Origin of the sequence: Streptomyces sp. NBC_00028 (assembly GCF_045041065.1) — a bacterium.
Lineage (GTDB): Bacteria > Actinomycetota > Actinomycetes > Streptomycetales > Streptomycetaceae > Streptomyces.
The window spans coordinates 1,513,529-1,528,097 of sequence record NZ_CP108293.1; the positions used below are offsets into that span (position 1 = coordinate 1,513,529).

A 14,569-nucleotide genomic window follows, 5' to 3' on the forward strand; every position below is an offset into this window, starting at 1 on the left:
CCTCCCCTGTGCCGATTCCCGGGACATCGTGATCATCGGGCGGCACAATGGCCCCTGCGGTCGGCCGTACCGCGATCGCAGGGGCGAGGAGAGGACGGGACGACGTGAGTGACACCCCCACGAGCGGGTCGTCGAGGCTCAACACCGGCGTCGCGCACAACGCACGCGTGTGGAACTACTGGATCGGCGGCAAGGACAACTACGAGGTCGACCAGCAGGTCGGCGAGCATGTCGCCACGATGTTCCCGATCATCCGGGACATCGCCCGCGCCGACCGCGATTTCCTCGGCCGCGCGGTGCGTCATCTGGCCGCCGACCGCGGGGTACGTCAGTTCCTGGACATCGGCACCGGTCTGCCGACGGTCGACAACACCCACGAGATCGCCCAGCGCATCGCACCGGACGCGCGGATCGTCTACGTCGACAACGACCCCATCGTCCTCGCCCACGCCCGCACCCTGCTGACCAGCACCCACGACGGCGTCACCGACTACATCGACGCCGACGTCCACGACCCGGCCGCGATCCTCGAACGCGCGGGCCGGACCCTGGACTTCACCCGTCCCGTGGCCGTGATGATGCTGGGCATCCTCAACTTCGTCCTCGACTACGACAAGGCCCGGGACATCGTCCGCCAGGTGCTGGCGGACGTCCCGTCCGGCAGCTACCTCGTGCTGACGCACCCCACCTTCGACGACGAGCTCGGCGGCGCGGGCCAGATCCCGGCCATGGAGTTCTGGAACGAGAACGCCACCCCGCCGATCACCGCCCGCAGCGGCACGGACATCGCCGCGTTCTTCGAGGGCCTCGACCTCCTCGACCCGGGTCTGGTGTCGTGCTCGCGGTGGCGTCCCGACGCGAACTCGCCTGTCGTGGTGCCGCAGTTCGGCGCGGTGGCCGTGAAACCCTGACGCGGGACCCGTACCGGCCGACCTCGTCGTGGAGGACGTATGACCACCCTTGCCGACCCCGTGCCCGGGGGCCGTCCCGGTGATGTCGAGCGTGCCACCGCGCTGAGCGGCGAGCTGTCCGGGAGAGGTGTGCACGGGGTGGTGCTGTCGTACGTCGACACCGCCGGCGTCGGCCGGGTGAAGACGGTCCCCACGGCCAGGCTCGCCGCGGCGGCGGCCTGGGGTGTCGGCATGTCCCCGGTCTTCGACACGTTCCTCGCGAACGACTCCATCGTCACCACCGACGTCCTGGGCTCGCCCGACGGCGACCTTCGCCTCTACCCCGACCTCGACCACCTGGTGGTCCTCGCCGGGCAGCCCGGCTGGGCGTGGGCGCCGGTCGACCGGATCACGCAGGAGGGCGAGCGGCACCCCGGCTGCACGCGCACGCTGCTGCGCCGGATCGTCGCGGACGCGGAGCGGCGGCACGGCCTGACCTTCAAGGCGGCCGTCGAGGTCGAGTGGGCGGTGGGTCAAGGCCCGTCGGCCGAGGGCGACTTCGTGCCCGCGCTGTCGGGTCCGGCGTACGGGGCCGTCCGGCAGGTCGAGTTGAGCGCGTACACGGCCGATCTGCTGGCCGCGTTGGCGGCGCAGGGCGTGGACGTCGACCAGCTCCATCCCGAGTACGCGGCGGGGCAGTTCGAGGTCTCGGTGGGCGCCCTGGACCCGGTGGCGGCGGCCGACCGGAGCGTGCTGGTACGGCAGACGATCCGCGCGGTCGCCGGGCGGCACGGCCTGGTCGTCTCGTTCGCGCCGGCCGTCTTCGCCGAGGGCGTCGGCAACGGCGGCCATCTCCACCTCTCGGCCTGGCGCGAGGGCGCCAACCTGCATACGGGCGGGGAGGGTCGGTACGGCATGACGGCGGACGCGGAGGCGTTCGCGGCCGGCGTCCTGGCCCACCTCCCCGCGCTCACGGCGGTCACCGCCCCGAGCCCGGCGAGCTATCTGCGCCTCAAACCCTCCCAGTGGGCCGGGGTGTTCACCGCCTGGGGCCGCGAGACCCGCGAGGCCGCGGTCCGTGTCGTCACCGGCACCCTGGGCCTGCGCGACCAGGCCGCCAACCTGGAGGTCAAGCCGGTCGACCTGGCGGCGAACCCCTATCTGGCCCTGGGCGCCGTCATCGCGGCGGGCCTCGACGGCATCGCCTCGGCCGCCGTACTGCCCGAGGAGATCACCGGCGACCCGGCCGGGCTGGACGCGGAACAGGCGGCGGCCCAGGGTGTACGCCGACTGCCGACGTCCCTCTCCGAGGCGGTGGCCGAGTTCCGCGAGGACGAGTGTCTGCGCGGCGCGCTCGGGCCGGTCCTCGCCGACGCGGTGATCGCCGTACGGGAAGGCGAGAGCGCGTCCGTGGCCGATCTGGACGACGGCGGGATCGCGGCGGCGTACCGCTGGAAGTACTGAGATGGCCGCGGTCCACGAGGCGCTCGCGGAGCTGAGCCTGGTCGACCACCACTGCCACGGCGTGGTCACCGGCGACCTCGACCGGGACGGCTTCGAGGCCCTGCTCACCGAGGGCGGCCGATGGCCCGGCAGCGGCATCTCGCCCTTCGACACCCCGGTCGGCGTCTCGGTGCGCCGCCACTGCGCACCCCTGCTGGACCTGGACCGGCACGCTCCGCCGGAGGCGTACCTGGCCCGCCGGGCGGAGCTGGGCGCGCGGGAGGTGAACCGCCGCTTCCTCGCCGCGGCGGGCACCGGCACGTTCTGCCTGGACACCGGTTTCGGGCCGGCCGAGCTGGCCGCCGACGACGTCTACGAGGTCGTACGCCTGGAGAGCGTGGAGGAGGCACTGGTGGCGAACGGCGTCGAGCCCGACGACTACGCCGACGCCTTCCGCGCGGCCGCCCTCCAGGCCGTCGACCGCCCGGGGGTGGTGGCGGTGAAGTCCGTGGCCGCCTACCGCACGGGGTTCGACCTGGACCCGGCCCGTCCGTCGGCCGCCGAGGTGGAGCGGGCGGCACGGCAGCGGCTGCGGGAGGGCGGACGGCTGGCGGACCCGGTCCTCGTACGGCACCTGCTGTGGACCGCCGTCGACCTGGGCCTCCCCCTCCAGCTCCACACGGGCTTCGGCGACAACGACATCCGCCTGCACCAGGTCGACCCCACCCACCTCACGGACTGGCTGCACCTGACCGCCGGCACGATCCCGGTCCTGCTGCTGCACTGCTGGCCCTACCAGCGGCAGGCCGGCTATCTGGCCGCGGTCTTCGAGCAGGTGTACCTGGACGTCGGCCTCACCCTCCACCACGTGGGCCCGGCGCGCGCCCGGGCCGTACTGGAGGAGGCACTGGAGATCACACCGTTCCGCAAACTGCTGTACAGCTCCGACGCCTACGGTCTGGCCGAGTTCTACCGGCTCGGCGCGCTGGCGTTCCGCCGGGGACTGGGCGAGCTCCTCCAGGACCGGGTGGACACCGACGAGCTGAGTCCGTCCGACGCGGTGCGGCTCGCAGAGTGGGCGGGAGCACACAATGCGCATCGGGTCTACCGCCTTTCCGGCCCCTCCTGAAAGTATGATCAAGCAATGTCTGACATGACCGAAACCACGCCCGGCTGGCTGACGACCGACGACCTCGAGCAGGCGCGCGCCCGGATGCCGATCCTGTACGTCGAGGCCGTGCCCGTGCGCGTCGACGACAGCGGCGAAGTCACCAGCGTCGGCCTGCTGCTGCGCATCGGCCCCGACGGGACGGTCAGCCGGACGCTGGTCTCCGGACGCGTGCTGCACCACGAGCGCGTCCGCGACGCCCTCATGCGGAACCTGGAGAAGGACCTCGGCCCGGTGGCCCTGCCCCGCATCCCGACCGCCCCGCAGCCCTTCACGGTCGCCGAGTACTTCCCGACCCAGGGCATCACGCCCTACCACGACCCCCGTCAGCACGCGGTGTCACTGGCCTACGTCGTCCCGGTCACCGGCGACTGCCGACCCCGCCAGGACGCCCTCGACCTGGTCTGGTTCAGCCCGCAGGACGCGGTGTCGGAGGCGGTCCAGAGCGAGATGCCGGGCGGGCACGGGGTGCTGCTGAAGCAGGCGCTGGCGCATGTGGGGTGCGTGATCTGACCTCTGGCGGCGCCGGGCCTTGACGCCCCTGCCCATTGGGGGGAGAGTCGTATATATACGCCGTAAACATACGACGTTCTGTGCGGTAGTCGGGAGCGTCATGCCATGACGCGCAGCGGCCCCGGCCCCCCGTCCACGGTCATGGTGACGGGCGGAGCCGGATTCATCGGCTCTCATGCCTGCGTCGAGCTGCTCGACCACGGCTACGAGCTGATCGTGGTCGACGACTACTCCAACAGCACGCCCGAGGTCCTCACCCGCGTGGAACGGATCGCCGGCCGTTTCGTCGGCGCCGTCTACGAACTCGACGTCCGGGACCGCCGCGCCCTGTCGGCCGTCTTCGACCGGCACGCCGTCGACGCCGTGGTGCATTTCGCCGCGCTCAAGTCCGTCGGCGCCTCGACGCGGCGGCCCGCCGAGTACTACGACACGAACGTCGGCGGCACGACCGCGTTGCTGCGCACCATGCACGACCACGGGGTGCACCGGCTCGTGTTCTCCTCCTCCTGCTCGCTCTACGGCGACGCCGGGCACGGCTCCCTCGCCGAGTCCACCCCCGCCCGGCCCACCAACCCCTATGCCGCCTCGAAGTGGCTGTGTGAGCAGATCCTCGCCGACGTCTGTCGCCGGTGCCCCGAGTACACGGTGCTGAGCCTGCGCTACTTCAACCCGGCCGGCGCCCACCCCAGCGGGCTGCTCGGCGAGGACCCCCGCGGCGAGCCCGACAACCTGATGCCGTACGTCGCCCAGGTCGCCGCCGGCCGCCGGAAACTGCTCCGGGTCTTCGGCGGCGACTACCCCACGCGCGACGGCACCGCGGTCCGTGACTACCTCCACATCATGGACACCGTCGAGGCGCACCGGGTGGCGCTGGACCATCTGGCCGACGCGCCCGGCCTGCATGTGTTCAACCTCGGTGTCGGCAGGGGCAGTTCGGTGCTGGACGTCGTCGCGGCGTACGGGCACGCCGCCCGGCGTGAAGTGCCGTACGAGATCGTGGGTCGGCGTCCCGGTGACGTGGCCGAGCTGGTGGCCGACGCGTCCGCGGTGGGCCGGGCCTGGGGCTGGCGGCCCACCAGGGACCTGGCCGACATGTGCCGGGACTCCTGGCGGTTCCAGCAGCTCAACCCGCAGGGATACGCGGGATCCGCGCGGCATCCGAACGGGAAGCGGTGAGCGCGAACGCTGTCTCGACCAGGGCGATGTGGCTGAACGCCTGGGGAGTGTTGCCCAGTTGGCGCCCCGCGTCCGGGTCCCACTGCTCGGACAGCAGGCCCACGTCGTTGCGGACGGCGAGGACTCGCTCGAACTCCTCCCGGGCACGGGCCCGTTGTCCGATCGCCGCGAGGGCGTCGGCGTACCAGAGGGTGCAGGCGACGAAGGCCCCCTCGGCGCCGCGCGCGCCGTCGACCGCGTGGGCGCCGGGGCCGTCCGGTGCGTACCGCCGGACGAAGCCGCCGTGGGAGAGACCCCGCATCGCGCGGACCGTGGCGCGCACCCGTTCGTCTCCGGCGGGCAGGAAGCCCAGGCGCGGGATCAGCAGCGCCGAGGCGTCCAGGGCCGGGGAGCCGTAGGACTGGACGAAGGAACGCCGGCGTGGATCCCAGCCCTCCCGGCACACCTGCCGGTGCACCTCCTCGCGCAACGCCCGCCAGCCGTCCGCGTTGCCGTTCCGGCCGAGGAGCGCGCCCATCCTGAGAGCCCGGTCGGCGGCCACCCACACCATGACCTTGGAGTGCACGAACTGCCGTGCGGGGCCCCGCACTTGCCACAGCCCCTGGTCGGGTTCGCGCCAGTGGCGCTGGAGATGGGCCATGAGCGCCTCCACCAGGTCCCAGAGATGGGCGGGCAGGGGGATGCCCGCCCGCAGCGAGAGGTGGAGGGTGTCCAGGACCTCGCCGTACACGTCGAGTTGGAACTGGTTCACGGCCGCGTTGCCGAAGCGGACCGGGCGCGAGTCCTCGTAGCCGGGCAGCCAGGGCGCCTCGGTCTCGGGCAGCAGCCGCTGGCCGCCGACGCCGTACACGGTCTGGAGATCGGCCGGATCTCCGGCGATGGCCCGCACCAGCCAGTCCAGCCAGGCCGTCGCCTCCTCCCGGTAGCCGCTGCGCAGCAGACAGGACAGGGTGAGGGTGGAGTCGCGCAGCCAGCAGTAGCGGTGGTCCCAGTTGCGGTCGCCGCCGACGCGGCCGGGCAGCGAGGTGGTGGGGGCGGCGACGACACCGCCGGTAGGGGCGTAGGTGAGGGCCTTGAGGGTGATGAGGGACCGCAGCACCGCCTCACGGTACGGCCCCTCGTAGCGGCAACGGGCGGTCCAGCGGCGCCAGAAGTCGCAGGTCTCCTTCAGGACCGTCTCGGCGGGCACGAAGAGCGGCGCGGGCGGTTCCGGCAGGTGCGACGGCGACCAGGCGAGCGTGAACGCGAGCCGCGCTCCCGCCGGGACGGTGAACTCGTGGACCGTGCTGCCCTCACCCGGCACGGCACGGACCCGTCCGTCGGTGTGCAGCCAGACGGCGTCCGGGCCGGCGACCGCCACCGCGCACTGGTCGACGGCGCGGATCCAGGGCGTGACGCGGCCCTGGTGGAAGCGCAGCCGCAACTCGCTGCGCAGCCGTACGGTGCCCGACAGCCCCTCGACGATCCTTACGAGGCAAGGCAGTTGGGCCCGGGGCGGCATGAAGTCGGTCACCCGGACGGCTCCGGTCGGGGTCTCCCAGCGCGTGTCGAGGACCAGGGTGTCCTGCCGGTACGCCCGGTCCGTGCAGGTGCCGCCACCGACGGGGGCCACCCGCCACAGGCCGTTGTCCCGCGTTCCCAGCAGGGCGGCCAGACAGGCGGGTGAGTCGAAGCGGGGCAGACACAGCCAGTCGACGGAACCGTCCCTGCCGATCATGGCGGCGGTCTCCAGGTCGCTGAGGAGGGCGTAATCCTCGATGGGTGCGTTCATGGTCAGGCCTGCTCGCGCTCATGCGGCGGCCGGCGCACGTTGCCATGGCAGGGCGCGGGTGCGGCTCCGGCGATGCGGCGCCGACGAAAGCGGCAGCTCCACCGTCGGCGCCTTCTGCGGGTTCACCTTGTTCCGCATCATCCATCACCGCTGATCTGCATCGTATATATACGATGTATACGTACATCATCCTACCGGGAGGGTACGGGGTCAACCGGTGCGGACGAGGCGGACGTCCCGTCAGTCGGCCCGCCCCGTCTCCACCGCCCGCCACCGCGTCCGCAGCTCCTTCTGATCCAGGATCAGGGCGTACTGACCGTCGATCATCTCCGAACGGACTATCGGCGCCGTTGCGAACCGGGTACCGGAGGCGTCCAGACGACGCAGAGCGAAGACAAGATTCCGCAGGTCGGCGTTGGACATACGGTCATCCACGCTCACCGTCCGCGTGATCGCGTCGAGCATCCGCACCGTGCCGAGCGGATCGGTGAGGCCGGCCTTCCCGCGCATCTGCCGGACCAGGCTGACGAGGAACTGCTGCTGACGCTTGATCCGGTCCAGTTCTCCGCCAGGCAGACCGTGCCGCTGCCCCACGTACGCGAGCGCGTCGGCGCCATCCATCACGTAGGTGCCGGCTTTCCAGTGGCGGTCCCGAGCCGAGTCGTAGGAGTCCTCGCGCACCGTGACAGGCACGCCGCCGACGGCGTCCGTGAGGTCCCTGAACCCGTGCCAGTCGATGACTCCGAAGTGGTCGACACGAGTTCCGACGAGCCTTTCCACCGTGCGCATCATCAGTGGAGGACCACCCCAGGAGAACGCGGCATTGATCTTCGCCGAACCGTGGCCCTCGATGTGCACCCAGCTGTCCCTCGGGATGGACATCACATGGACGGAGCGCCTGTCACCGCTCAGATGCACGAGCATCAGCGTGTCGCTGCGCTGCGCGCCGTACTTCCACAGCGGTGCCGTCGCACCGCTCCCCGTCGTCGGACGCCCGGAGCGGTTGTCGACGCCGGCCAGCAGGAAGGTCGTACCGCCGTCATGCCCGGCCGGTCTGGGCGGGCGCGGGCCGGCGGGGAAGGCGTCGGGAATGCGGGCGACCTGGCCGCCGTAGTGCTGGGTGCCCCACCACACCGCTCCGGCGCCGAGGCCCGCCAGGCCGAGCAGCGCCACCAGGCCGACGACAAGCGCGGTACGCACGAGGTGGCGACGCCGGGCGGCCCTGCGCCTCGGCTCCCATCCCGGCCAGGAATGCTGTGCGGACATCGCAAGGGCACATCCCGCCCATACGTCGGAGCGATATGCATTTACGCTGTACACGTACAGCCTGCTCCGACAGGTGACAGGAGTCAACACCGGCACCACGCGACATGGGGCGACCCACGGGAGGCGAGGCATGGCCAAGCAGCGAGCGAAGGCAGGCAAAGAGGGCGAGGCCCGGAGCGAAGGCCCGGCACGCCGCGCCAGCGACCGCGGCCGTTACGGCCGGCTGAGCCGGGAGCGTGTCCTGGCCGCCGCGCTGGACCTGGTGGACCGGGAGGGTCTGACAGCGCTGAGCATGCGCCGCCTCGGCACCGAGCTCGGCGTCGAGGCGATGGCGCTCTACCGCTATGCCTCCAGCAAGGACGCCCTGCTGGACGGTCTCGTCGAGGCCGTGTACTCGGAGCTGGAGGAGCGTCTGGCCCAGGCCGACGCGATGACAGCCGAGGGGGACGCGTCCACGCCGCGGACCGAACTTCACCGGGTGGCTCGGGCGACGTACGAGGTCCTCCAGGCGCACGCCGAAGCGGTACCCCTGCTCACCACCCGCATGCTCGCTGTTCCCCTGGCCCAGCGGCCGTTGCCGGTCCTTCGGCACCACGAGCGCGTCCTCGGCCTGCTCCAGGAGTCGGGACTCGACACCGCTCGGTCCGCGGCCGCCCTGCGCGCCTTCACCGGCTGGGTGCTCGGTTACGTGTCGGTGGAACTGCAAGCCATGGTGGACAACCCGGAGGAGGCGGATCCCGGATTCCGTCTCGGCCTGCACCGCATGCCACCCCAGGAACTGCCCCGCCTCAGGGCAGCCGCCCACGCACTCGCCGAACAGGGCGGACCGCAGGGGCTCAGCGCCGGACTGGACGGGCTCCTGGATCTCTACACTCGAAGTTGACATCGTAAATTTACGAACGTAACGTGCCTGTGGGGGCCTATGCAGGGAGGAGGCCACGGGCCGTGGCACCTCGTGAGACAAGCAGACTCAGGAGCCGCCCCAGAAGCTCGGGGCGGACACATCCCCTCACCGTGGTCGGCCCCGGACCGTACGGCCTGGCCACCGCGGCTCACCTGAGAGCGCGTCACATGCCGCTGCGCATCTTCGGCGAGCCCATGGCGGGATGGCACTCTCACATGCCGAACGGCATGTTCCTCAAGTCCTCCCCCCTCTCGTCCTCCATCTCTGCTCCAGAGCCGGGATACGAGTTCGCCGACTTCCGCATCGCGCGAGGCGCTGAGCCGCCGTGCGAACTGGAGCCCATCCCCGTCTCCGAGTTCGTCCGGTACGGACTCTGGTTTCAGCAGCACTGGGCCGCCGACGTCGAACGCACCACGGTGCGGCACATCGACGCGGCGGCCGGCGGCGGTTTCCGCGTCACGCTGGAGTCCGGAGAGGAGTTCGACAGTCCGGCCGTGGTGGTCGCCGCGGGTGTTGTCCCGTACGCCCACGTTCCGGGCACGTTCACGGGCCTCCTCGCCGCCGGACGCGCCTCACACACCGCGGACCACACGGACTTCTCACAGTTCGCCGGGCAGCGGGTGACGGTCGTGGGGTCCGGGCAGTCCGCCCTGGAGTCCGCGGCCCTTCTGCATGAGGCGGGCGCACTGCCCACCGTCGTCACGCGCGCCCCGTCGATCGGCTTCGGCCCTCCGCCGAGAACCCGGACGCTGGCGCAGCGCTCCCTGCGCAAACGGCTGATGTATCCGAATTCGCTCCTCGGTACCGGCTGGCCGCTGGCGGCATGCAGCCACGGGGCCGCCGCCTACCGGCACCTCCCCGACCGGGCCCGCGCTCACTTCCTGCACACGGTGCTCGGCCCGTCCGGTGCCTGGTGGTTGCGCCACCGGATCGACGGACACTTTCCGGTGCTGTGCGGCCGCCGGGTCCGGTCGGCGTCGCTCGACGGAGCGCTCGGCGCACACCTGGAGCTCGTGCGCGCCGACGGTACGCCCGAGGCGATCCGCACCGACCACGTTCTCATCGGCACCGGCTATCGCGTGGACATCGGAAGGCTGACGATGCTGAGTCCGCGGCTGCGGCGCGATGTACTCACCGTCTCGGGTGCGCCCTTGCTCTCCGCCGACCTGGAGTCCTCGGTCCCCGGACTGTTCTTCACCGGCCTGACGGCGGCTCCGTCCTTCGGACCGCTGCTGAGGTTCGTCGTGGGTACCGGCTTCGCGGCCCGACGGGTCTGCGCGGCTCTGGAAAGGCGAAACGCCGCCGTCTTCGGATGACGGTTCGGATGACGGGGAGAGATCAGGAGATCGAGATGCGCCTGACAGTCCTCGGCACCGGATATCTGGGAGCGGTGCACGCAGCCTGTATGGCCGACATCGGGCACGAGGTTCTCGGGGCGGACGCCGACGCCGAGAAGGTGGCGGCTCTGGCCCACCGCGTGCCGCCGTTCTTCGAGCCCGGATTCCGTGACGTTCTCACCCGAGCGCTGGATTCTGGCCACCTGCGTTTCACTACCTCGCTCGCTGAGGCGGGACGCTTCGGCGACGTGCACTTCATCTGTGTGGGCACCCCTCAGCGCGCCGACTCGTGGGCGGCGGACGTGGGCAGTGTGGACGCCGTCGTCGATGTGCTGGCGCCCGTCGTGCGCCCCGGCAGCCTGATCGTCGGCAAGTCCACCGTGCCCGTCGGCACGACCGCCCGGCTCGCTGAACGACTGCGCGAGCTCGCCCCCGCGTCCGGCACGGACATCGCCTGGAACCCGGAGTTCCTGCGTGAGGGACACGCCGTACAGGACTCGCTGCGGCCCTCCCGGCTGGTGATCGGGGTACGCACCGACGAGGCCGAATCGACTCTGCGTCAGCTGTACGCCCCCCTCGCTGCCGCCGGCGTTCGTGTGATCAGAACCGATCCCGCCACGGCCGAGCTGGCCAAAGTCGCCGCGAACTCCTTCCTGGCCACGAAGATCTCGTTCATCAATGCGATGGCCGAGGTCTGCGACGCGGCCGGAGCCGACGTCCTGACCCTGGCGGACGTCCTCGGCAGCGACCCCCGCATCGGCCGCCGATCGCTCACTCCCGGGCTGGGTTTCGGCGGGAGCTGTCTGCCGAAGGACGTCCGTGCCCTCATCTCCCGCGCCGAGGAGCTCGGCGTGGCTCCGGCGGTGGCACTGCTGCGGGCGGTCGACGAGATCAACGCCCGGCAGCGTCGGCGCACCGTGCGGCTGGCGCGACACATGCTCGGAGGAACGTTCTCGGGACGAGGCGTCGCGGTGCTCGGCGCCGCGTTCAAGCCGAACAGCGATGATGTGCGGGACTCTCCGGCACTGGCCGTGGCGGCCGCGATGCAGTCCCGTGGAGCGCGGGTGCGTGTCCATGACTTCGAGGCCGTCGAGCCTGCCCGGCGCGTCCTGCCGAGCGTCGACTTCACCACCGACCTGGCCAAGGCGTGCGAGAGCGCGGAGCTCGTGCTGCATCTGACCGAGTGGCCGCAGTACGGCAGGATCGATCCGGCACGGCTGGCCACGCTGGTACGCAGGCCCTGCCTCATCGACGCGCGCAACTCTCTCGACCTCGCGCGGTGGCGATCGGCGGGCTGGACGGCCCGCGCACTCGGCCGTCCCTGAAGAGGGCAGGCCGTCCGTGACCACTGCGTACCCGAAGCCCAAGGCTCCGCGAAGGCAGTGCCGCGGACAGGCTTCAGCCACGCATCCGCTTCCGCAGCGGCTTGGTGAGGCGGCGTGCCACGGTGCCGCTGAAACGAACCGCCTCGGCTGCGGCCGGCATGGGGTCGTCCCCGCTCAGCCAAGCCCGCTCAAGGTCACGCCGGGGAAGCAGCGCCGTCGGAGGGCGCCGCTCGTGCCAGGCGCCGGCCACGGCCGAGAGCAGATCGACCTGACCGACGGCGAACATCCGGCCCTGCGCCTGTGCCGCGGCCGGGATCCGACGCCCGGTGAGGTCGAGGTGCAGGGCGCGCACCACATCCACTCCCAGCACTGTCTCGAAGAGCCGGAACTGGGCCCCGATGCGGGGGTTGAAGTCCACGAGCTTGAAGCGTCCGTCCCTCTGGTCCAGCAGCCAGTCGAGGTCGGCGATGCCACGGTAGCCAATGCGGCGGCACAAGTGCCCCGCCAGTTCGGCGAGTCGGGGGTTGGGAACGGCGCAGCCCCGTGAGGTCATCCCCGAGTAGGGCGGCCAGGATCTGAGCTTGCGTCCCGTGAAGACGACCTGCGTGCCGTCCGAGGCGCAATACAGGTGGGTGGCCCAAACCTCGGTGCTCTCCACCGGAATGTACTCCTGCACCAATACGGAGGGCGTTCGGCTCGCACCGCACAGGGCGAGCAGCTCTGCCTCACTGCGGATCATCGTGGTGTGACTCACCACCGGCGCACACAGCCGGGTGTAGGCCTCCAGGTTCTTCAGCACCAGCGGATAGCCCCAGGTGCGCCCCACCGCGACCAGTTCACCGAGGTCGCGTGGCGCGCAGGACCGGGGCGTGTCCACCCCCGCTTCCCCGCAGATGCGGTGCAGGCCCTCCTTGCTGGCGAGTCGCCGCGGCAGTTCAGGGGCGACCGAGGGCAGCGCGAACCATTCCGAGAGAAGGTCGGCGTGCTCCGCCAGCAGCACCGCCGCCTCGTCGTCGGCCGCCACGGCGACGGTACGGCGGCCGATCTCCCGACCCATGCGCAGCAGACGCTCCACCAGGTCCTGCGGGTCCTCCCGGCCGGTGGTCGGGCTGACGAAGCGGCCGGTGAGATAGCGGGAGACGGCGGCAGGAGTGAAGCGGTCCTCGACCATGGCGAACATGGGGACGCCGGCCCGGCCGAGGCTGCGCAGGACACCCAGCCCGCCGTGCTGCTGGGGAAACCTGCCCACCTTGACCAGCAGCGCGGGAACGTCGCGGTCAAGGCCGGGAATCGGAAGTGAGGTCACGGCACGCTTCGATCAGCTCGTCAGTAGGCACCGGTTCCACGGACCACCACCGCGGCGGTGCACAGGAGAATCCGCAGGTCCAGAACAGGTGACCAGTTCTCTACGTAGCTCAGGTCAAGGTGAAGGCTCTGCTCCCATGAGAGATCGGAGCGACCGCTCACCTGCCACAGTCCCGTCATTCCCGGTTTCACCAGCAGCCGGCGCTTCATCACCTCCGTGTAGGAACCGGGTTTGGCGGACAGCGGTCTGGGGCCGACGAGCGACATCTGACCGGCGGCGACGTTGAAGAGCTGCGGAAGCTCGTCCAAGGAGTACCGGCGCAGCACCAGACCGGCGCGAGTGATCCGTGGATCATCGACGATCTTGAAGAGCAGACCGTCGCGATGCTGGTTGAGCTCCGCGAGTCCGGCCTTGCGGTGCTCCGCGTCCCGCTGCATGGACCGGAATTTGATCATCGTGAAGGCCCGGCCGTCGAGTCCCAGCCGTCGCTGCCGGAAGAAGACGGGCCCGGGAGTGTCCAGGCGCACCACCACCGCGATGGCCGCCATGAGCGGAGCGAGCAGGACGAGCCCCAGGACGGCGAGCACCCGATCGGTCAACGCCTTGGGTATGCGCGCCGCGCGGGAGAGATTCGGGGTCCGTACCAGCAACAAGGGCATGCCGGCAGCCATGCGGAGCTCGATGCGACGGGCCGCGACATCGGCGAGCACCGGCGCCAGCAGCACCTCGACGCACTCCGTCCGCAACGCCCAGACCAGCTCGCGCAGCCCTTCGGCGCTCAGCTGGGCGCTGGGCAGGGCGACGACCGCGTCGGGCCGGCACCTGCGGGCCGCGTGAAGGACGTCGTTCATGCCGCCCAGCACTGGCACACCGAGCGAGGTGACTTCCTCCGCATGTGCCGGATCGGTCAGGCAGACCGCCAGGACCCGAAGAACGCAGTGCTTGTCGGTACGCAGCTTGGCGGTCAGCTCGGCCGCGGACCGAGCGGAGCCGACGAGCAGGACCGACCGGGGTCGCCGCCACTCGGCCCGGCGAGGACGGAGGTGCCCGCCTCGCTCCGGGCGAAACGCGAGCGACACCAACGCGGCGACCAGGGCCGCGCAGAGTGCGTCGCGTGCCGGCTGCTCCGACGCCAGGAACCATCCGAGCACCCCAACTCCCGCGGCCACGAAGCACGTTGCCCGAGCGGCCGTACGGAAGTCTGCCTCGACGGTACGACGGCGTCGGCGGGGGGCCGCCGCCGCGGTGTCCAGACGGACGGCCGGTGCACGACGCCGGGTCTCGGTGGAGGAGAGACGCGGTCGGGGAGCGACTGTAGGGGGCATAGCGGTCGAACCTCCCTGCACCCTCAGGGAAAACCGTATATTTACGGCATATGCGTACACCATATTGGCCGATGCGCTCACAGGTCAATGGGGCCCTTGACTCACCTCGCAGAACGGATGAATAGTGTACGTATATGACGTAAAC

The 14,569-nt window shown here is 71.0% G+C and carries 12 protein-coding genes; 8 read left to right on the top strand and 4 right to left on the bottom strand.

The features are described from left to right. Positions 1–47: 47 nt before the first annotated feature. From OG885_RS06650 to galE, 5 genes are all read left to right on the top strand, one after another. A complete protein-coding gene (locus OG885_RS06650) occupies positions 48–911 on the top strand; it encodes an SAM-dependent methyltransferase (protein ID WP_405727496.1) in 864 nt (287 codons plus the stop codon). Between the two features lie 39 nt (positions 912–950). Then, positions 951–2,354 carry a glutamine synthetase gene (locus OG885_RS06655; RefSeq protein WP_405727499.1) on the top strand — a complete coding sequence of 468 codons (1,404 nt, stop codon included), beginning with the start codon at positions 951–953 and terminating at the stop codon, positions 2,352–2,354. Between the two features lies 1 nt (position 2,355). Further along, positions 2,356–3,462 carry an amidohydrolase family protein gene (locus OG885_RS06660; RefSeq protein WP_405727502.1) on the top strand — a complete coding sequence of 369 codons (1,107 nt, stop codon included), beginning with the start codon at positions 2,356–2,358 and terminating at the stop codon, positions 3,460–3,462. Between the two features lie 24 nt (positions 3,463–3,486). Then, positions 3,487–4,014 carry an NUDIX hydrolase family protein gene (locus OG885_RS06665; RefSeq protein WP_329343947.1) on the top strand — a complete coding sequence of 176 codons (528 nt, stop codon included), beginning with the start codon at positions 3,487–3,489 and terminating at the stop codon, positions 4,012–4,014. A gap of 105 nt (positions 4,015–4,119) precedes the next feature. Continuing rightward, a complete protein-coding gene (galE, locus tag OG885_RS06670) occupies positions 4,120–5,190 on the top strand; it encodes a UDP-glucose 4-epimerase GalE (RefSeq protein ID WP_405727505.1) in 1,071 nt (356 codons plus the stop codon). On the opposite strand, the gene OG885_RS06675 is transcribed toward galE, so the two are convergent. Both OG885_RS06675 and OG885_RS06680 read right to left on the bottom strand, forming a co-directional pair. Next, the gene (locus OG885_RS06675) at positions 5,138–6,961 is read right to left on the bottom strand and encodes a glycoside hydrolase family 15 protein (protein WP_405727508.1); all 1,824 of its coding nucleotides are present in this window, start codon (positions 6,959–6,961) and stop codon (positions 5,138–5,140) included. The genes galE and OG885_RS06675 overlap by 53 nt on opposite strands. Before the next feature lie 240 nt (positions 6,962–7,201). Further along, positions 7,202–8,227, bottom strand: a complete 1,026-nt coding sequence (locus OG885_RS06680; RefSeq protein ID WP_405727511.1) for an LCP family protein — start codon at positions 8,225–8,227, stop codon at positions 7,202–7,204. A 130-nt stretch (positions 8,228–8,357) separates the two neighbouring features. Here OG885_RS06680 and OG885_RS06685 point away from each other — a divergent pair, with 130 nt between their 5' ends. The 3 genes from OG885_RS06685 to OG885_RS06695 all read left to right on the top strand — a co-directional run bounded on the left by OG885_RS06685 (position 8,358) and on the right by OG885_RS06695 (position 11,793). Then, positions 8,358–9,110, top strand: a complete 753-nt coding sequence (locus OG885_RS06685) for a TetR/AcrR family transcriptional regulator (protein ID WP_405727514.1) — start codon at positions 8,358–8,360, stop codon at positions 9,108–9,110. 62 nt (positions 9,111–9,172) lie between these two features. Further along, entirely contained in the window at positions 9,173–10,447 is a 1,275-nt protein-coding gene (locus tag OG885_RS06690) for an NAD(P)-binding domain-containing protein (RefSeq protein ID WP_405727517.1), read from the top strand. Positions 10,448–10,482: 35 nt separating this feature from the next. Beyond that, complete coding sequence (locus tag OG885_RS06695; RefSeq protein WP_405727520.1) at positions 10,483–11,793, top strand: UDP-glucose dehydrogenase family protein; 1,311 nt, start codon at positions 10,483–10,485, stop codon at positions 11,791–11,793. Positions 11,794–11,866: 73 nt separating this feature from the next. Here OG885_RS06695 and OG885_RS06700 read toward each other — a convergent pair whose 3' ends face one another. Beyond that, the gene (locus tag OG885_RS06700) at positions 11,867–13,099 is read right to left on the bottom strand and encodes an ATP-grasp domain-containing protein (RefSeq protein ID WP_405727523.1); all 1,233 of its coding nucleotides are present in this window, start codon (positions 13,097–13,099) and stop codon (positions 11,867–11,869) included. A gap of 20 nt (positions 13,100–13,119) precedes the next feature. Next, positions 13,120–14,487 (bottom strand): sugar transferase, encoded by a 1,368-nt coding sequence (locus OG885_RS06705; protein WP_405742609.1) that lies wholly within the window; start codon positions 14,485–14,487, stop codon positions 13,120–13,122. Between the last annotated feature and the right edge of the window lie 82 nt (positions 14,488–14,569).